Origin of the sequence: Streptomyces sp. SN-593 (assembly GCF_016756395.1) — a bacterium.
GTDB classification, from domain to species: Bacteria; Actinomycetota; Actinomycetes; order Streptomycetales; family Streptomycetaceae; genus Actinacidiphila; species Actinacidiphila reveromycinica.
Map to the genome: position 1 here is coordinate 1536426 of NZ_AP018365.1, position 18575 is coordinate 1555000.

15 protein-coding genes and 2 rRNA genes (1 of these 17 only partly in view) are annotated in these 18575 nt (G+C 72.0%); 4 read left to right on the plus strand and 13 right to left on the minus strand.

Annotated elements, in window-relative coordinates; translation table 11 throughout:
- Window positions 1–53: 53 nt before the first annotated feature.
- The 4 genes from RVR_RS06495 to RVR_RS06510 all read right to left on the minus strand — a co-directional run bounded on the left by RVR_RS06495 (window position 54) and on the right by RVR_RS06510 (window position 3471).
- Complete coding sequence (locus RVR_RS06495; protein ID WP_202232928.1) at window positions 54–1016, minus strand: NAD kinase; 963 nt, start codon at window positions 1014–1016, stop codon at window positions 54–56.
- Window positions 1013–1819 carry a TlyA family RNA methyltransferase gene (locus RVR_RS06500; protein ID WP_202232929.1) on the minus strand — a complete coding sequence of 269 codons (807 nt, stop codon included), beginning with the start codon at window positions 1817–1819 and terminating at the stop codon, window positions 1013–1015. The genes RVR_RS06495 and RVR_RS06500 overlap by 4 nt, the downstream gene beginning before the upstream one ends.
- A gap of 7 nt (window positions 1820–1826) precedes the next feature.
- Window positions 1827–1955, minus strand: coding sequence for a hypothetical protein (locus tag RVR_RS38860; protein ID WP_346731439.1), 129 nt, complete (start codon window positions 1953–1955; stop codon window positions 1827–1829).
- A 250-nt stretch (window positions 1956–2205) separates the two neighbouring features.
- Window positions 2206–3471, minus strand: a complete 1266-nt coding sequence (locus RVR_RS06510) for a hypothetical protein (RefSeq protein ID WP_202232931.1) — start codon at window positions 3469–3471, stop codon at window positions 2206–2208.
- Window positions 3472–3622: 151 nt separating this feature from the next.
- Here RVR_RS06510 and RVR_RS06515 point away from each other — a divergent pair, with 151 nt between their 5' ends.
- Window positions 3623–3970 carry a sterol-binding protein gene (locus RVR_RS06515; protein WP_202232932.1) on the plus strand — a complete coding sequence of 116 codons (348 nt, stop codon included), beginning with the start codon at window positions 3623–3625 and terminating at the stop codon, window positions 3968–3970.
- On the opposite strand, the gene RVR_RS06520 is transcribed toward RVR_RS06515, so the two are convergent.
- From RVR_RS06520 to RVR_RS06530, 3 genes are all read right to left on the minus strand, one after another.
- Window positions 3918–4889 (minus strand): ABC transporter ATP-binding protein, encoded by a 972-nt coding sequence (locus RVR_RS06520; protein ID WP_202232933.1) that lies wholly within the window; start codon window positions 4887–4889, stop codon window positions 3918–3920. The two genes, RVR_RS06515 and RVR_RS06520, sit on opposite strands and share 53 nt — an antisense overlap.
- 107 nt (window positions 4890–4996) lie before the next feature.
- A complete protein-coding gene (locus tag RVR_RS06525; RefSeq protein WP_202232934.1) occupies window positions 4997–6028 on the minus strand; it encodes a FecCD family ABC transporter permease in 1032 nt (343 codons plus the stop codon).
- Window positions 6025–7092 carry a FecCD family ABC transporter permease gene (locus RVR_RS06530; RefSeq protein ID WP_202232935.1) on the minus strand — a complete coding sequence of 356 codons (1068 nt, stop codon included), beginning with the start codon at window positions 7090–7092 and terminating at the stop codon, window positions 6025–6027. The genes RVR_RS06525 and RVR_RS06530 overlap by 4 nt, the downstream gene beginning before the upstream one ends.
- 86 nt (window positions 7093–7178) lie before the next feature.
- Here RVR_RS06530 and RVR_RS06535 point away from each other — a divergent pair, with 86 nt between their 5' ends.
- Together RVR_RS06535 and RVR_RS06540 are read left to right on the plus strand one after the other, a co-directional pair.
- Complete coding sequence (locus RVR_RS06535) at window positions 7179–8201, plus strand: ABC transporter substrate-binding protein (protein WP_272933062.1); 1023 nt, start codon at window positions 7179–7181, stop codon at window positions 8199–8201.
- A 4-nt stretch (window positions 8202–8205) separates the two neighbouring features.
- A complete protein-coding gene (locus RVR_RS06540) occupies window positions 8206–9102 on the plus strand; it encodes a siderophore-interacting protein (protein ID WP_202232937.1) in 897 nt (298 codons plus the stop codon).
- A 37-nt stretch (window positions 9103–9139) separates the two neighbouring features.
- Here RVR_RS06540 and RVR_RS06545 read toward each other — a convergent pair whose 3' ends face one another.
- Both RVR_RS06545 and RVR_RS06550 read right to left on the minus strand, forming a co-directional pair.
- A complete protein-coding gene (locus tag RVR_RS06545) occupies window positions 9140–10378 on the minus strand; it encodes a mannosyltransferase family protein (RefSeq protein ID WP_202232938.1) in 1239 nt (412 codons plus the stop codon).
- A 332-nt stretch (window positions 10379–10710) separates the two neighbouring features.
- Window positions 10711–11733, minus strand: coding sequence for an HAD-IIA family hydrolase (locus tag RVR_RS06550; protein WP_202232939.1), 1023 nt, complete (start codon window positions 11731–11733; stop codon window positions 10711–10713).
- A 91-nt stretch (window positions 11734–11824) separates the two neighbouring features.
- Between RVR_RS06550 and RVR_RS06555 the strand changes: the two genes are divergently transcribed.
- Window positions 11825–13174 carry a DUF1015 family protein gene (locus RVR_RS06555; RefSeq protein WP_202232940.1) on the plus strand — a complete coding sequence of 450 codons (1350 nt, stop codon included), beginning with the start codon at window positions 11825–11827 and terminating at the stop codon, window positions 13172–13174.
- Window positions 13175–13314: 140 nt separating this feature from the next.
- Here the strand turns inward: RVR_RS06555 and RVR_RS06560 are convergent, their stop codons facing one another.
- The 4 genes from RVR_RS06560 to RVR_RS06575 form a co-directional block, all read right to left on the minus strand.
- Entirely contained in the window at window positions 13315–14349 is a 1035-nt protein-coding gene (locus RVR_RS06560) for a tetratricopeptide repeat protein (RefSeq protein WP_430393220.1), read from the minus strand.
- A gap of 23 nt (window positions 14350–14372) precedes the next feature.
- On the minus strand, window positions 14373–15461 hold the full coding sequence (locus RVR_RS06565) for a hypothetical protein (protein ID WP_202232941.1): 1089 nt from the start codon (window positions 15459–15461) through the stop codon (window positions 14373–14375).
- Between the two features lie 190 nt (window positions 15462–15651).
- Window positions 15652–15768 (minus strand): 5S ribosomal RNA (gene rrf / locus RVR_RS06570).
- A gap of 129 nt (window positions 15769–15897) precedes the next feature.
- Window positions 15898–18575, minus strand: a 23S ribosomal RNA gene (locus tag RVR_RS06575) (it continues 448 nt past the right edge of the window).

Sequence of the window (18575 nt, forward strand, 5' to 3'; positions counted from 1 at the left end):
GTACCCGTTCGCGTGACGTGTGCGGCCGCGGCGCCCCGGACCACCCCGGAGGGTCAGGGCGCCACCACCCCGCGCCAGCCGGAGACCGGGAGGGCGAACTTGGCGACCAGCCGGTCGGTGAACGACGCGTGGTGCAGCCGCGCCAGCCGGACCGGTACCGCCCCGCGCCGCACCTCCACCCGGGCGCCCGGGCGCAGTTCGACGGTCCGCCGGCCGTCGCACCACAGGACCCCGTACTGGGACTGCGGCTGCACCTCGACCGCGAGGACGGACCGGGGCGAGGTCACCAGCGGCCGGGCGAACAGCGCGTGCGCGCTGATCGGCACCATCAGCAGCGCCTCCACCTCCGGCCACACCACCGGCCCGCCGGCGGAGAACGCGTAGGCGGTCGAACCGGTGGGCGTGGCGCAGACGACGCCGTCGCCGCCGAACCCGGAGACCGGGCGGCCGTCGACCTCGGTGACGACCTCCAGCAGCCGCTCCCGGGACGCCTTCTCCACCGACGCCTCGTTGAGCGCCCAGTCGGTGTGCACGATCCGGCCGTCGTTGCGGACCAGAACGTCGAGGGTCATGCGCTCCTCGACCTCGTACTCCTTGGTGACGACCCGGTCGACCACCTTGTCGAGGTCGTCCCGTTCGGCCTCGGCGAGGAAGCCGACCCGGCCGAGGTTGACGCCGAGCATCGGCACCCCGGAGGCCCGGGCGAACTCCGCGCCGCGCAGCAGGGTTCCGTCGCCGCCCAGCACGATGATCAGCTCGCAGCCCTGCACCGAGCCCGGCCCGACCTCGCCGACGAGTTCGACGGCGGGCGGCAGCGGCAGGTCCGCGGCCTCGTCCTCCAGCAGCCGCACCCCGATGCCGCAGCGCATCAGCCCGTTCACCACCCGCTCGGCGCTGCGGATCGCCGCCTCGCGGCCGGTGTGGGTGAGCAGGAAGACGGTACGGCTCGCCCCGGCGTCCTCCGCGGACGACCCGGAAGAGGTTGACGAGGTGGACGTATCGGACAGCTCGGTCATCGGGGCCCCTCCGCCACAGCACGGTCGACTTCGGCCGGATCCAGCGCGGGGGCGCCGGAGCGCAGCCACAGAAAGTACTCCACGTTCCCGGACGGGCCGGGCAGCGGGCTGGCGGTGACGCCGAGGGCGCCCAGCCCCAGTGCGGCGGCCTGCTCGGCCACCTTCCGCACGCTCTCGGCGCGCAATTGGGTGCTGCGGACCACTCCGCCGGCACCGAGCCGCTCCCGCCCCACCTCGAACTGCGGCTTCACCATCAGCACCAGGTCCGCGTCCGGCGCGGCGCAGCGCACCAGCGCGGGCAGCACCAGGCCGAGCGGGATGAAGGACAGGTCGCCGACGACGAGGTCGGCCGGCCGGCCGTCGATCGTCTCCAACGTCAACTCCCGCACGTTCGTGCGGTCCTTGACGACGACGCGGTCGTCGCTCTGCAGGGACCAGGCGAGCTGGCCGTAGCCCACGTCCACCGCGACCACCTCGGCGGCGCCCGCGCGCAGCAGCACGTCGGTGAACCCTCCGGTGGAGGCGCCCGCGTCCAGGGCCCGGCGGCCGGCCACGACCAGGCCGCGCGGGGTGAACGCGGCGAGCGCGCCGGCCAGCTTGTGGCCGCCGCGCGACACGTAGTCGGGGTCGTCGTGGTCCACGGCGACCACCAGGGCCGCACTGGTCTCCACCTGTGTGGCGGACTTGGTCGCGGTCGCCCCGGCCACGGTCACCCGGCCCGCGGCGATCAACTGGCCTGCGTGCTCGCGGGAGCGCGCGAGTTTCCGGCGCACCAGCTCGGCGTCGAGTCGGCGTCGTGCCACGTACGGTTCAGCCCCTGTTCTCGTCCAGCGCGGTCAGCGCGTTCCGCAGTCCGGCGTGCACATCCTCGTAGACCTCGATGTGCGCGTCGGTGGGGAGCGCGTCCGCGTCCCGCAGCCGCTCAACCGCGGCATCCACCTCAGCATTCCCCGTCGCCTCGACCGTCACCCCCAACGGCTCGGGTGGCCGGTCGGTTCCGGCGCCGGTCGCCGCGTCGGTCCCGGTCCCGGTCCCGGCTTCCGCCCCGGCGCCGGTCGCCGCCTCGGCGGGCGGAGCCCCGCCGGGGGCACCGGCGGTGCCGGGTACCCGGGGCGGTGCGGTGCCGGGCGGCGCAGGCGTGGGCGCCCCCGGCCACGGCTGGGGGGCCGCACCGGGCAGATCGTAGCCCTCACGCATCGCCGCCGCCGGGCCGGGTGGTGGGCTCCGAGGCGGCATCGGGCCCGGCGGGCGCCTGCTGGGACGACGGGTCCGCCGCGGCCGGCTTCTCCCCCGCGGCCGTCTTCTTGGCGGGCGTGTTCCCGGCGGGCGTGCGCTTGGCGGCGGTCTTCCTGCCCGTGCTCTTCTTGGCCGTGCTCTTCTTGGCGGCCGTGCTCTTCTTGGCCGCCGCGGCCTTCGTGGCCGAGGTCGTCCGCTTGGCGGCAGTCGCCTTCCTGGCGGCCCCGGCGGGCGCCGTCCCCGCGGAGGTGGGCGCCGCATCCGGCGCGGCGAGGGCCTGTTGCGCCGCGCTCCCCTGCGTCGCGGCCGTCTCCACCGCGCTCTTCTTCGCCGGGACCGACTTCCTCCCGGCTGCGGCCTTCTTCGCCGCGGCCGGCTTCCGAGCGGTGGTCTTCTTCGCCGCGGCCCCGGCGGGCGCCGCCCCCGCGGAGGTGGGCGCCGACGCCGCCTTCTTGGCCACGGTCTTCTTCGCCGCGGTCTTCTTCGCCGCGGTGCGCTTGGCGGGAGCCGTCTCCTTCGCGGGAGTGGTCTTCTTCGCGGGAGCCTTCTTCGCCGCCGCGGGCGGCGACTTCTTCGCGGGAGCCGTCTTCTTGGCCGCGGGCGACTTCTTCGCCGGGGTGGCCGGCCGGTCGGTCGCGGCGGTCCGACGCGGGTTGGCCACCGACGTGGGCGCCGCCGCGGGCGGGGCGGGTGGCGAGGGCTCGGCGTCGACCCGGACGTGCTCGACCGGGGGCGCCGGCCGCGGCCGGGCCGGCGGCTTCGGAGCGGCCGGGCGGGAGGACTCCGCGTCCTGCGTACGCCCCTTCACCCCGGGCGCACGACCGGTGTCCTCGCCGCCGGCCTTCGCCTCCGGCTCCGCGGCCGTCCCGTCGCCGGAACCGGGCCCTTCCAGGTTCCTGATCCGGCGCTCCAGCGTCTCCAGGACGACGCCGACCTTGGTGACCTCGTCGGCGAGCCGTCCGACCCGGCCCATCGTCTTGTCGACTTCTTCCCTGACGATGCCGAGCAGCAGGTCGCGGTTGGCGCGGCCCGAGGCGACCAGCTCGTCCGCGAGGGTCTGCACCTCCGGGGGGATCGCCGCGCCGATCCGCTCCTGGAGGGCCACGGGGTCGATCCCGGCCTGGTCCAGCATCTCCTTGGCCGCCTCGACCGCACGGCGCCGGGTGGCCTCGGTCAGGCCGCCCGCGATCTGCAGACAGGTACGCAGTGCGTCCCGCATCGCTCACACTCCTCGCCTCGCCGCCGGCGCATTGTCGCCGCACGCTGGTGCACGCGGTGACGACGCTACCCCTTTCCGTCGCCGCGCCCCGAGCACGGGCCCTGCGGTACCGTCATCCGGACGTACCGACCACCGGGAGACATCTCAGCCGATGGCCACCATCGAGGAGTGCCGCAGCGCGCTCGACACCCTCTCGGCGAACCTCGCGAAGGCCGACGGCGCCGTCCGCGACGCCACCGCGCTGGACCGCTCGCTGAGCTGCCGGATCACCGACCTGGACATCACCTTCGTGGGCCGGCTGGCCGGCGGCAGCATCCAGGACGTGGTGACGGTGCCGGGCACCCCCGAGCAGAAGGCCCAGATCCGGCTGGCGATGACCGGCGACGTCCTGGTCCAACTGGTCGGCGGCGAGCTGCACTTCGCGAAGGCGTGGGGCGCCGGCCGGGTCAGGGTGCAGGCGGGCCTGCGGGACCTGCTGAAGCTGCGCTCGCTGCTGTAGCGGTGCCGCCGCGCGCCGTTCCCGCCTCCGCGTGGGCCTCCGGTCCGCGCGCGCCCGCCGGGCGCCGGGCCGCGGGCACCACCAGCGGCGTACCGCTCTCCGGGTCGTCGATGATCCGGCACCGCACCCCGAAGACGCGTTCCACCAGTTCGGTGGTGATGATCTCGGACGGCGGGCCCTGGGCCTCGATCCGGCCCTCCTTCATGGCGATGAGGTGGGTGGCGTAGCGGGCGGCCTGGTTGAGGTCGTGCAGGACCGCGACGAGCGTGCGGCCACGCTGCTCGTGCAGGTCGGCGCACAGGTCGAGGACGTCGATCTGGTGCTGGATGTCGAGGAAGGTGGTCGGTTCGTCGAGCAGCAGCAGCGGGGTCTGCTGGGCGAGGGCCATCGCGATCCAGACGCGCTGCCGCTGGCCGCCGGAGAGTTCGTCGACAAAGCGATCGGCGAGGGCGGCGATACCGGTCGCGGCCATCGACTCGTCGACGATCCGCTCGTCCTCGGACGACCACTGCCGCAGCAGGCCCTGGTGCGGGTAGCGGCCGCGGGCGACCAGCCCGGAGACGGTGATGCCGTCGGGCGCGACCGAACTCTGCGGCAGCAGGCCCAGCGTCCTGGCCACGGACTTCGCCGGCAGCGAGCCGATCGCGCGCCCGTCGAGCAGCACCCGTCCCTGGGCGGGCTTGAGCAGCCGGGACAGGGCGCGCAGCAATGTCGACTTGCCGCACGCGTTCGGGCCGACGATGACGGTGAAGGAGCGGTCGGGTATCTCGACCGACAGGTCCTCGGCGATGATCCGCTGGTCGTAGCCGAGCGTGACGGATTCGGCGGCGAGGCGGGTGCCGTCGGCCGGTTCTTCCTCCCGGCCCCGGCCGGGCCCCTCAGCGGTGGTACGTGTCGACTTGTCGGTGCCGCGGAACATCCGGCGGAACCCCTTTCCTGGTCGGGCCGTTGACTGCTCCGGCGCCTGGTCCGCCCACCGGTCCGGGGCGCGTCCCTGCACCGCGCCGCCCCCGCTTCCCGTCCCGCTCATATCCTGCCCGCCCTGCGCTCGCTGACCAGCAGCCACAGCAGGTAGCCGCCGCCGAGCACCCCGGTGGCCACGCCGACGGGCACCTCGCCGGACCCGAAGGCGCGTTGGGCCGCCCAGTCGGCGGCGACCAGCAGCGTCGCGCCCATGAGCGCGGACGGCACGAGGGCGACGCCGGGTGAACGGGTCAGGCGGCGGGCCAGTTGGGGGGCGGTGAGCGCGACGAACGAGATCGGGCCGGCCGCCGCGGTCGCGGAGGCGGTGAGCAGCACCGCGGCGAGCACGGTGACGAGTCTGATCCGCTCGACGTGTACACCCAGCGCGCTGGCCGCGTCGTCCCCCATCTCGGTGATACGCAGCGCGCGCCCGCTGACGACCAGGACCGGCATGAGGACGACGGCCGCGCCGAGCAGGGGCCACGCCTGCGACCAGTCCCGGCCGTCGAGCGACCCGGTGATCCACACCACGGCCCGCGCCGCGTCCACGATGTCCGCCTTGACCAGCAGGTAGCTGTTGACCGCCGAGAGCACCGCGGACGCGCCGATGCCGACCAGCACCAGCCGGTAGCCGTGCACCCCGCGCTTCCAGGCCAGCAGGTAGACCGCGATGCCGGTGAGCAGGCCGCCGGCCACCGCGCCGATCGCGACCTGGTACGACGACCCCTTCAGCAGCACGATGACGACCAGCGCACCGACGGCCGAGCCCTGGCCGAAGCCGATGACGTCCGGGCTGCCGAGCGGGTTGCGGGAGACGGTCTGGAAGGCGGCGCCGGCCATGCCCAGGCTCGCGCCGACCAGCAGCGCCACCACGACCCGCGGCAGCCGCAACTGGCGGACGATGAAGTCCTGGCCCGGGTTGCCGTGCCCGGCGAGGCTGCGCAGCACGTCGAGCGGGGCGATGTGGAAGTCGCCGGTGCCGATCAGCACCACGGAGACGGCCAGCGCGACCACCACCAGGCCCGTGCACACCAGCAGCGAGCGCCGGTCGACCCGCACGGAGCGGCCGCCGCGGCGCAGTACGGTCGGGCTCACAGTTCGGCCATCCTTCGGCGTCGGACCAGCGCGATGAAGACGGGGCCGCCGATCACGGCGGTGACGATGCCGACCTGGAGTTCGGCCGGCCGGGTGACGACCCGTCCGATCACGTCGGAACCGAGCAGCAGCACCGGCGAGAGCACCGCGGCGTACGGGATGATCCAGCGCATGTCCGGGCCGGTGATGCCCCGCACCACGTGCGGGACCATCAGGCCGACGAAGACGATCGGGCCGCACGCGGCGGTCGCGGCGCCGCACAGCAGGGTGATCGCGGCCATCACCGTCACACGGGTGCGGGTGAGCTTCGCGCCCAGCCCGCGCGCGGTGTCGTCGCCGAGCGCGACCGCGTTGAGCGGCCGGGCGCTGGCCAGGGCGAGCACCGCGCCGACCGCGAGGAAGGGCGCGACGTCCCGGACGGTGGACATGTTCGCGGAGGACAGGGAGCCGACCTGCCAGAAGCGCATCCGGTCCAGGGCGACCTTGTCGGTGAGCTCGACCGCGGTGGTCCAGCCCTGGAGCAGCGCGGTGATCGCGGTGCCGGCGAGCGCGAGCCGTACCGGGGTCGCCGAGCGGCTGCCGCCGATGGCGTAGACGAGGACGGAGACCACGGCGGCGCCGGCCAGGGCGAACCAGACGTAGCCGGTGGTCGAGGAGACGCCGAGGAAGCTGATCCCCGAGACCACGGCCGCGGCCGCGCCGGCGTTCACGCCGAGCAGCCCGGGGTCGGCGAGCGGGTTGCGCGTCAGCGCCTGCATGGCGGCCCCGGCGACACCGAGCGCGGCGCCCACCAGCAGGCCGAGTACCGTACGGGGCAGCCGCAGTTCGCGGATGACCACGTCGTCGTCCGTACCGGAGTAGTGGAACAGGCCGTGCCACACGTGGCCGACCGGGACGTTCCGCGCGCCGATCGCGATGCTCGCCACCACGACGAGGGCGAGCAGGCCGATGGCCAGCAGCAGCCCGGCGGCCCGGCGGGCGTTGGCCCGCGCGACGCTGCCGCGCGGTGGGGCGGACGGGGGCCCGGTGTCCGCCCGGGGCGGGGTGTGACGGTCGACCAGCACGGACTTAGGTTAGCCTACCCTCGCCAGATCACTTCGAGCAGAGCGGTAGCACCATGCATTCGTCCCGTTTCGCAGCAGCTCCAGGAATGACGCGCCGAGGGGCCCTCGCCGCCGGCGGATCGGTCGGGCTGGGCGCACTGCTGGCGGCGTGCGGCGGATCGTCGGACTCCGGCTCGGACCCGGCCGCCTCGTCCGGCGGCACGGGCGCGAAGACGTCGTCCGGCCCCTGGAGCTTCACCGACGACCGCAAGCAGACCGTCAAGGCCGACCACGCGCCCGGCCACCTCGTGGCCTACATCGGCTCCGCCGCGGCCCTGCACGACTACGGCATCGAGTGCACCGGCGTCTTCGGCCCCACCACGCTCAAGGACGGCTCCGCCGACCCGATGGCCGGGGACGTCGACGTGAAGAAGGTCACCGTGATCGGCAACACCTGGGGCGAGTTCAACATCGAGAAGTACGCCGCCCTCGACCCCGGCCTGCTGATCAGCCACATGTACCAGGCCCCGGCGCTCTGGTACGTCCCGGACGACAGCTCGAAGAAGATCCTCGCCCTGGCCCCCAGCGTCGGCATCAACGTCGCCGGCGTCCCGATCACCACCCCGCTCCAGCGCTACGCCGAACTCGCCGAGTCCCTGGGCGCCGACATGTCCTCGGGCGCCAACGCCGCCCAGAAGACCCGCTTCGAGAAGTCGTCCGCCGCGCTGCGCGCCGCCGCCAAGGCGCACCCCGACATCACCGTGATGGCCGGTTCCGCGAGCGCCGACTCCCTCTACGTCTCCGACCCCGCCGCCGCGGCCGACCTGCGCTACTACAAGAGCCTCGGGGTGAACTTCATCGTCCCGAACAAGGTGACGGGCGGCTTCTTCGAGACGCTGAGCTGGGAGAACGCCGACAAGTACCGGTCGGACGTCATCATGCTCGACAGCCGGACCGCCACCCTCCAGCCCAAGGACCTGACCGGCAAGCCGACCTGGACCCGGCTGCCCGCGGTCAAGGGCGACCAGGTGCTCGGCTGGCCGAGCGAGCCGATCTTCTCCTACGCCAAGTGCGCCGACCGGATCGACGACCTCACCAAGGCCATCACGTCCGCGAAGAAGGTGGCCTGACACCGTGACGGACATCCCCTACCGCTTCTTCCACCCGCGGGTGGTGCGCACCCGGCGGCTCTCCCCCACGCTGCGCCGCGTGGTACTCGGCGGACAGGACCTCGCCCGGATCGTCAGCGGCGGCTGCGACCAGCGCTTCAAGCTGTTCCTGCCGCTCCCCGGCCAGCCGGCCCCCGTCCTGCCCGACGTCCTCGACGCCGACTGGTACGCCCGCTGGCGCGCCATGGACCCGGCCGTGCGCGGGATCATGCGCACCTACACCGTCAGCGGCGTGCGCACGCGACCGGCCGAGGTCGACGTCGACTTCGCGCTGCACGGCGACCTCGGCCCGGCCTCCCGCTGGGCCGCGCGAGCCCGCCCCGGCGACCGCGTGTCGATCCTCGCCCCCGTCGCCCAGGACAACGGCGGCGTCGAGTTCCGCCCGCCGGCCGGCACCGGCTGGGTGCTGCTCGCCGGCGACGAGACCGCCCTGCCGTCGGTGGCCAACATCCTCGCCGCGCTCCCGGCCGCCCTGCCCGTGCGGGTGTTCGTCGAGGTCGGCCACCCCGACGACCGCGTCCGGATGCCCACCCGCGCCAAGGCCGAGGTCCACTGGCTGGTCCGCGGCGGCCACGACCGCACCACCGCCCTGCTCGACGCGGTCCGCGCCGTGACCGTTCCCGCGGGCGTCGCGCCCTACGCCTGGCTGGCCGGCGAGTCCGGCTGCGTCCGGGCCCTGCGCCGCCACCTCGTCACCGAACGCGGCCTGGACCGCGCGGCCGTCTCCTTCACCGGGTACTGGCGGCAGGGCCGCACCGAGGACGACCTGCTCGGCGCGGCGGTCGCCGCCGCGCGGGAGGCGGCGACGGAAGCGGTCGACGAGGCGGCAGCGGAAGAGGCCGACCAGGCACGCGCCGCGTGACCGGCGGGGGCCGGCCCCCGATCCGGCCGGCCCCGCCTCACCCGGCCCAGCGGCCGGTGAAGAAGGCCAGCGCCACCACGGTGGTCAGGGGCCCGACCACCGCGAAGTAGGCGGTGCGCAGCCGGGGCCGGACCGTGGTCGCCGCGCACAGCGACGTCCACAGCGGCCACCACAGCAGCGCCGCCCGCGGGATCGACATGTACCAGTACGACGTGCCCAGCGCCCACAGGCTCAGGGCCACGTACACCGCCTCGGCCCACCGGCGGCGCAGCAGCAGGAACAGCAGCAGCGCCACGCCGGTGGCCATCGCCAGCAGTTCGGCCTGGAACATCACCGCCTGCCCGGTGCCCTGGGCGGACCCGAACGCGGCGGCCCAGGTGTGGTGCCACGCGGTCCACGGACTGTGGAAGTCCCGCGCCCAGCCGCGGTCCTCGGCGTCCTTCCACTCCATCCAGTCGCCGGTGCGGGCGTGCAGGTAGGCGCTGTACAGCAGCGGCGGCAGCGCGGGCAGCGCCAGCCAGGGCAGCGGGCGCAGGTCGCGCGGCCGGCGCACCGTGGACAGCAACTGCACCGCGATCGCCGCCACCAGGAACAGCCCGCTGACCCGTACCGCGCACGCCAGGCAGGCCAGCACCGCCGCCCTGCCCCACGCCGCCCGGCGGGCCGCGAGCCACGCGGGCAGCGCCAGCGCGAGGAACAGCGACTCGGTGTAGCCCGCGGCCAGGAACACCGCGCACGGCGACACCAGGAACAGCGCGGCGGTGCGCCGGGGCGCCGCGGCCCCCGGCCGGTCCAGCCCGGCTATGCGGCCGAGCGCCACCACCGCCACCGCGCCGGCCGCGCAGGAGACCGTCAGCCCCGCGGCGGTCCAGTCGCCGATCACCGTGTGGACCGCGCGGAGCACCAGCGGGAAGCCGGGGAAGAACGCCTCCCGGTTGTCCCAGCCGTTCTCACCGGGACCGGGGCCGCCCGCGGGGAAGTAGCCGTCCCGCGCGATGTGCAGGTAGTACGCCCAGTCCCACTGCTGCCACGGCGCGAGGACCGGCGCCGGGTGGTGGCTGCCCGCGTCGGCCGGGAAGAGCCAGCGGGCGCAGTACTCCGTGACCCACAGACCGGCCCGGGTCAGGGCGTACAGCCACAGCACGTCGCGGTCGGCGGGCGTCAGCCGCGCGGCGAACCTCCGGACCGGGGACGGGCGTCGGCGCCGCGCGGCGGGCCGCTCCGAAGGCGCGGCCGCGGCCGCCTCCGTGGCCGGCGGGGCGGGGGAGAGCGTCATGGACGGACCTTCCGGGCTGCGTCAGGACGTACGGCGCCGCGCCCCGGCGGGTGGGGTCGCGCGGGCGGTGGCGGTGCGGGATGCCGGGATGCCGGGATGCCGGGATCAGGGTGCGAGGCCGGCGGTCGGGGACGGGTGTGCGGGCAGTGCCGCCCCCGCGCCCGGACCTCCGCCGGAGCGGGAACCGGGTCCCGGCCCGGCCGTTCGCGGCGGCCGACTCGGGCAGGGCGCGCGGCGGTGCCTCCCGGCCGCGCCCCCGACCGCGTCCGCGGGCGAGCGGGGTGGCCGGGCCTGCTCCCCGGCCCCCATGCCCCTCCCCCGGCCCGCCCGCGCTACAACCCCAGCCGCTCGACCGTCTTCGCCGCGTCCAGGTCGCAACTCCCCCCGCCCGCACCGCTCCAGGCCGCACCGCACAGCGCGCGCAACCCGTCCAGCGGATCGCCCCCGCCCTCGACCGCGAGCGCGCCGCCCGCCGCGGACGCGCTCCAGCCGCCGCACTCGGCCCTTCCCGCCTCCGGCACCGCCACCTGCGGCTGCGCGGCCAGCAGGTCCCGCAGGTCGCGGCCGACGTAGGTGGGCCGGTGCCGCGGCTCGGCCGAGAGCAGCGCGGCCGCGTCGGTGACCCCGGTCAGCACCAGCAGCGAGTCCACGCCACCCGCGAACGCGCCCTCGATGTCCGTGTCCAGCCGGTCCCCCACCACCAACGGCCGCCGGGCGCCGGTCCGCAGCACAGTCTCCCGGTGCATCGGCGGCAGCGGCTTGCCCGCCGCCTGCGGGTCGCCGCCGGTCGCGAAGCGCACCGCCTCCACCGCGGCGCCGTTGCCCGGCGCGATGCCCCGCCCGCTCGGGATCGTCCGGTCGGTGTTCGACGCGAACCAGGGCACGCCGCGGTTCACCGCGTAGGCCATCTCGGCCAGTTGGGACCACCGCAGGTCCGGGCCGTACCCCTGCACCGCGGCCGCGGGGTCGTCGTCCGCGGACTCCACCGGGACCAGGCCGCGCTCCCGCAGCGCCACCATCAGGCCCTCACCGCCCACCGCGAGCACCTTCGCGCCGGCCGGCACCTGCTCCGCGATCAGCCGCGCCACCGCCTGCGCCGAGGTGATCACGTCGTCCGCGCCCGCCGGCACCCCCAGCCGCGTCAGGTGCTCGGCGACCGTGTCCGGCGTGCGCGACGCGTTGTTGGTGACGTAGGCGAGGTGCATGCCGTGCTCCCGCGCGGCGCCGAGCGAGTCCACCGCGTGCGCGATCGCCTCCCCACCCGCGTAGACGACACCGTCGAGGTCCAGGAGCGCGGTGTCGTACGCCCTGTCCAACGGCTCTTCGCTGCCGTGCGGGCTGGTGCGGTGCGTCATGGCGGGGCTCGCTCCTCGTCGGTGGGCTACCCCTCGATCATCCCCCATGCCGGTCGGGGCCGGTGCCGCGAGGGCGTCGTAGCATGCGCGGATGACCGACACCGATCAGGACCACCCGCGGGGCCCTCACCTGGCGCCGTTCCGCGGGCTGCGCTTCGTACGGGAGCACGTCGGCAGCCTCGCCGCCGTCACCTCGCCACCGTACGACGTCGTGGTACGCCCCGACGGCCAGCGCCACCTGGAGACCGCCGACCCGTACAACGTGGTCCGGCTGATCCTCCCGGACGCCTCCACCCCCGACGCCCGGCACCACAAGGCCGCCCGCACCCTGGCGGCCTGGCTCGACCAGGGCGTCCTCGCCCGCGACCCGGCCCCCGCCCTCTACGTCTACGAGCAGCGCGACGGCGACCACCTCCAGCGCGGGGTGATCGGCGCCCTGCGGCTGAGCGGCCCCGAGGAGGGCGCCGTGCTCCCGCACGAGGACGTCATGCCCGGTCCGGTCGCCGACCGCGCGGCCCTGATGCGCGCGACCGGCGCCAACCTCGAACCCCTGCTGCTCGCCTACCGCGACGGCCCCGCCACCGCCGGGATCGTCGAGCGGACCGCCGCCACCGAGGAGCCGCTGCTCGCCATCACCACCGAGGACGGCGTACGGCACCGGCTGTGGGCCCTGACCGGGTCCGCGGAGCAGGCGGCGATCGACGCCGAACTCGCCGACCGCCAGGCCCTGATCGCCGACGGACACCACCGCTGGGCCACCTACCGCAGGCTCCAGGCCGACCACCCGCCCGGCACCGGCTGGGACTACGGCCTGGTCCTGCTCGTGGACAGCGCCCGCTACCCGCTGCGGGTGCGCGCCATCCACCGCGTGCTGCCCGAACTCCCGCCGGCCGCCGCCCTCGCGGCCGCGCGCGGCGCCTTCCGGGTCCGCCGGCTGGCGGGCGACGACCTGGAGGCGGCACTGCGCGTGCTGGCGGAGGCGAGCGGGGACACCGGAGCGGGGGCGGGCGCCGCGAGCGGAGGCACGGGGCCCGCGGCGGGCGAAGTGGCCGGCGGGGTCGAGGGGAACGCCTTCCTGCTGGCGGGGGACGGCTTCCACCTGCTGGACCGGGCCGATCCCGTGCTGCTGCGCGAGACGGTGCCGGACGACCGGCCCGAGCCCTGGCGGCGGCTGGACGCGACGGTCCTGCACGGCCTGCTGCTCGACCACGTCTGGCGGGTGCCGGATTCCCCCGAGCACATCCGCTACATCCACGACGCCGAGGCCGCGGTCCGCCTGGCCGGACAACTCGGCGGCACCGCGGTGCTGATGCACCCGGTGCGCGAGGGCGTCGTCCTGGACCTGGCGCGCCAGGGCGTGATGATGCCGCGCAAGTCCACGTCGTTCGGGCCGAAGCCGGCGAGCGGGCTGGTGATGCGGAGCGTCGAGCCGCGGCGATAGCCGCGGCGATAGCCGTGGCCGGAGCTGCCGCTGCCGATCCGCTGCCGCCACGCAGGGAGCCGGGCCGCCCGGGGAGCGCCGAGGGCGGCACCCGCGGGGTCGCGGGTGCCGCCCTCGGCTCACCTGGTGGTGCGGTTCGTTCAGTCGTCCTCGCGGTCCGTGTGCGCCGGGGCGCGGAACGGGGAGTCCAGGAAGGAGGAGGGCTCGGCGTCGCCGGCCTTCTGCTCCGTGGCGTTGCCGTCGGTGTCGGTGTCGTCGGCGCCCGCGTCGGCGGCGGACTCCTCCGGCTCGTCGTCCGCTTCCTCGGCGTGGGCCCGGGCGTCGGACGAGGTGTCGTCGTCCTCGTCGTCGTCCTCGCTGTCGGAGTGGTCGTCGGCGTCGTCGGCGTCGTCGTCCGGCGCATCGACAGCGGTGTCCGTGCCCTCGACCACGACCTCGTCGGTCAGGTCGTCGTCCGCGGGCACGTCGACGTCGTCGGACTCATCGGTGTCGTCCGTGCCCGCCGTGCCGGCGCGCTCGTCCTCGTCCCCGTCGCCCTCACCGTCGAAGGCGTCCACGAACGCCACGCCGTCGAGCTGGGCGAGCCGGTCGGAGGCGTCGGTCGTGCCGTTGTGGTCCGCCTCCAGCGCCTTGGCGAACCACTCGCGCGCCTCGTTCTCCCGGCCGACCGTGAGCAGCGCGTCCGCGTAGGCGTAGCGCAACCGGGCCGTCCACGGGTGGACGGCGTTGGCCGCCAACTCCGAGCTCTGGAGGGTCACCACGGCGGCCTCGGCCTGGCCGAGGTCCTGCCGGGCGCCGGCCGCGACCAACCGCATCTCGACCTGCCCGGCCTTGTCCAGCTTGTGCACCTCCGGCGCACCCGCCATCTCCAGCGCCCGCTCGGGACGGCCGAGGCCGCGTTCGCAGTCGGCCATCACCGGCCAGAGGTCCACCGTGCCGGTCATCCGCCGCGTGGTGCGGAACTCCGCCAGCGCCTCCGAGTACCGCTCGGTGGCGTACGACGCGAAGCCCGCCGCCTCCCGGACCGCCGCGACGCGCGAGGCGAGCCGCAGCGCGACGCGCGAGTACGCGTACGCCTGCTCCGGCTCCTCGTCGAGCAGCCGCGCGACCATCACCAGGTTCCGGGCCACGTCCTCGGCGAGCGTCTTGGGCAGGCTCATCAGCTCCTGCCGCACGCTCGGGTCGATCTCCTGACCGGTCACCTCGTCCGGGATCGGCAGTCGGCGGATCGGCTCGCGGTCGTCCCTGCGGTCGTCGCGGCCGCCGCGGCTCTCGAACCTGCCGCGTCCCTGCACCACCGGGCGCCGGCCGTGGCCGCGGTCCCGGTCGTCGTCGCGGCGCGGACCGCGGGGACGGTCGTCCCGGCGGTCATCCCGCCGGTCATCCCGGCGGTCATCCCGCGGACGGTCGAAACGCGGCCGGTCGTCACGACGGTCATCACGACGGAAACCACCGCCACCACCAGGACGGTCATCCCGGCGGTCGTCACGACGGAACCCACCACGGTCGTCATCACGACGCGGACCACGCGGACGGTCATCCCGGCGGTCATCCCGCGGACGGTCATAACGCGGACGATCCCCACCACGGTCATCACGACGGAAACCACCGCCACCAGGACGGTCATCCCGGCGGTCATCCCGCGGGCGGTCGAAACGAGGCCGATCGTCACGACGGAAACCGCCACCGCCACCGCCACCGCCACCGCCACCGCCACCGGGACGGTCATCACGACGGAACCCACCACGGTCGTCATCACGACGCGGACCACGGGGACGGTCATCACGACGGTCGTCACGACGGTCATCCCGCGGACGGTCATAACGCGGACGATCCCCACCACGGTCATCACGACGGAAACCACCGCCACCACCGGGACGGTCATCACGACGATCGTCACGCCGGAAACCACCACGGTCGTCATCACGACGCGGGCCGCGGGGTCGGTCATCCCGGCGGTCGTCGCGCGGACGGTCGAAACGCGGCCGGTCGTCACGACGGTCATCACGACGGAAACCGCCACCGCCACCGGGACGGTCATCCCGGCGGTCGTCACGACGGAACCCACCACGGTCGTCATCGCGACGCGGACCACGGGGACGGTCATCACGACGGTCGTCACGACGGAAACCACCACCCGGACGGTCGTCACGGCGGTAACCGCCGCCGCCTTGGCGGTCATCGCGCGGGCGTTCCGAACGCGGACGGTCGGAACGGTCGTCGCGGCGGTAGCCGGCGCCACCGCGGGGGTCGTCGCGACGGGGACGGTCGTCCCTACGGTCGTCACGACGATCCTCGCGGCGGTGATCGCTGCGCTCGGGCCGGTCTTCGGACGAGTTGGGCATCGACGTGACTCCTGTCGGATCGTACTGCTGTGGTTCAGGTCTCGCGGAGCGGCAGGAATGCGCGCTTCGAGCACAATAAAAAAGGACCCCTGGTCCCAGCGCTCAGGCCAGGACCAAGGGTCCGGAAAGATTGTTCGGCGGCGTCCTACTCTCCCACAGGGTCCCCCCTGCAGTACCATCGGCGCTGAAAGGCTTAGCTTCCGGGTTCGGAATGTAACCGGGCGTTTCCCTCACGCTATGGCCACCGAAACACTATCGGGTCATCCCGCGGAAGCGGAATTTCGACAGAGTCCGAGCGAACAAGCACACTTTTCAGTTGAGTGTTCACCGGATGCGACTGTTCGCAACCCGGGAACCAAACAGTGGACGCGAGCACACATGGACAAGCCCTCGGCCTATTAGTACCGGTCAGCTCCACCCCTCACGAGGCTTCCACATCCGGCCTATCAACCCAGTCGTCTACTGGGAGCCTTACCCCATCAAGTGGGTGGGAGCCCTCATCTCGAAGCAAGCTTCCCGCTTAGATGCTTTCAGCGGTTATCCCTCCCGAACGTAGCCAACCAGCCATGCCCTTGGCAGAACAACTGGCACACCAGAGGTTCGTCCGTCCCGGTCCTCTCGTACTAGGGACAGCCCTTCTCAAGACTCCAACGCGCGCAGCGGATAGGGACCGAACTGTCTCACGACGTTCTAAACCCAGCTCGCGTACCGCTTTAATGGGCGAACAGCCCAACCCTTGGGACCGACTCCAGCCCCAGGATGCGACGAGCCGACATCGAGGTGCCAAACCATCCCGTCGATATGGACTCTTGGGGAAGATCAGCCTGTTATCCCCGGGGTACCTTTTATCCGTTGAGCGACGGCGCTTCCACAAGCCACCGCCGGATCACTAGTCCCTACTTTCGTACCTGCTCGACCCGTCAGTCTCACAGTCAAGCTCCCTTGTGCACTTACACTCAACACCTGATTGCCAACCAGGCTGAGGGAACCTTTGGGCGCCTCCGTTACCCTTTAGGAGGCAACCGCCCCAGTTAAACTACCCACCAGACACTGTCCCTGATCCGGATCACGGACCGAGGTTAGACATCCAGCACGACCAGAGTGGTATTTCAACGACGACTCCCACCAAGCTGGCGCTCGATGATCAAAGTCTCCCACCTATCCTACACAAGCCGAACCGAACACCAATATCAAGCTATAGTAAAGGTCCCGGGGTCTTTCCGTCCTGCTGCGCGAAACGAGCATCTTTACTCGTAGTGCAATTTCACCGGGCCTATGGTTGAGACAGTCGAGAAGTCGTTACGCCATTCGTGCAGGTCGGAACTTACCCGACAAGGAATTTCGCTACCTTAGGATGGTTATAGTTACCACCGCCGTTTACTGGCGCTTAAGTTCTCAGCTTCGCCACACCGAAATGTGACTAACCGGTCCCCTTAACGTTCCAGCACCGGGCAGGCGTCAGTCCGTATACATCGCCTTACGGCTTCGCACGGACCTGTGTTTTTAGTAAACAGTCGCTTCTCGCTGGTCTCTGCGGCCACCCCCAGCTCACACCGTAAAGATGATCACCAGAAGTGGCCCCCCTTCTCCCGAAGTTACGGGGGCATTTTGCCGAGTTCCTTAACCATAGTTCACCCGAACGCCTCGGTATTCTCTACCAGACCACCTGAGTCGGTTTAGAGTACGGGCCGCCTTGAAACTCGCTAGAGGCTTTTCTCGACAGCATAGGATCATCCACTTCACCACAATCGGCTCGGCATCAGGTCTCACCCTTCACGAAGGACGGATTTACCTACCCCTCGGGCTACACCCTTACCCCGGGACAACCACCGCCCGGGCTGGACTACCTTCCTGCGTCACCCCATCACTTACCTACTACAAGTCCGGTTCAGCGGCTCCACCACTCCCCCTCACTCCGAAGAGATCAGAGGCGGCTTCACGGCCTTAGCATCGCTCGGTTCAGTACTGGGCGCTTCAAAGCGGGTACCGGAATATCAACCGGTTGTCCATCGACTACGCCTGTCGGCCTCGCCTTAGGTCCCGACTTACCCTGGGCAGATCAGCTTGACCCAGGAACCCTTAGTCAATCGGCGCAAGAGTTTCCCACTCTTGTATCGCTACTCATGCCTGCATTCTCACTCGTGAACCATCCACCACTCGCTTACACGGCGGCTTCACCCGGCACACGACGCTCCCCTACCCATCCACACTCCCGTTAGGAATATTGTGTGAATGACACGACTTCGGCGGTACGCTTGAGCCCCGCTACATTGTCGGCGCGGAATCACTTGACCAGTGAGCTATTACGCACTCTTTCAAGGATGGCTGCTTCTAAGCCAACCTCCTGGTTGTCTCTGCGACTCCACATCCTTTCCCACTTAGCGTACGCTTAGGGGCCTTAGTCGATGCTCTGGGCTGTTTCCCTCTCGACCATGGAGCTTATCCCCCACAGTCTCACTGCCGCGCTCTCACTTACCGGCATTCGGAGTTTGGCTAAGGTCAGTAACCCGGTAGGGCCCATCGCCTATCCAGTGCTCTACCTCCGGCAAGAAACACACGACGCTGCACCTAAATGCATTTCGGGGAGAACCAGCTATCACGGAGTTTGATTGGCCTTTCACCCCTAACCACAGGTCATCCCCCAGGTTTTCAACCCTGGTGGGTTCGGTCCTCCACACGGTCTTACCCGCGCTTCAACCTGCCCATGGCTAGATCACTCCGCTTCGGGTCTTGAGCGTGCTACTAAAAACGCCCTCTTCGGACTCGCTTTCGCTACGGCTCCCCCACACGGGTTAACCTCGCAACACACCGCAAACTCGCAGGCTCATTCTTCAAAAGGCACGCAGTCACGAGACACCGAGTAAACTCGATGCCCGACGCTCCCACGGCTTGTAGGCACACGGTTTCAGGTACTATTTCACTCCGCTCCCGCGGTACTTTTCACCATTCCCTCACGGTACTATCCGCTATCGGTCACCAGGGAATATTTAGGCTTAACGGGTGGTCCCGCCAGATTCACACAGGATTTCTCGGGCCCTATGCTACTTGGGTGATCT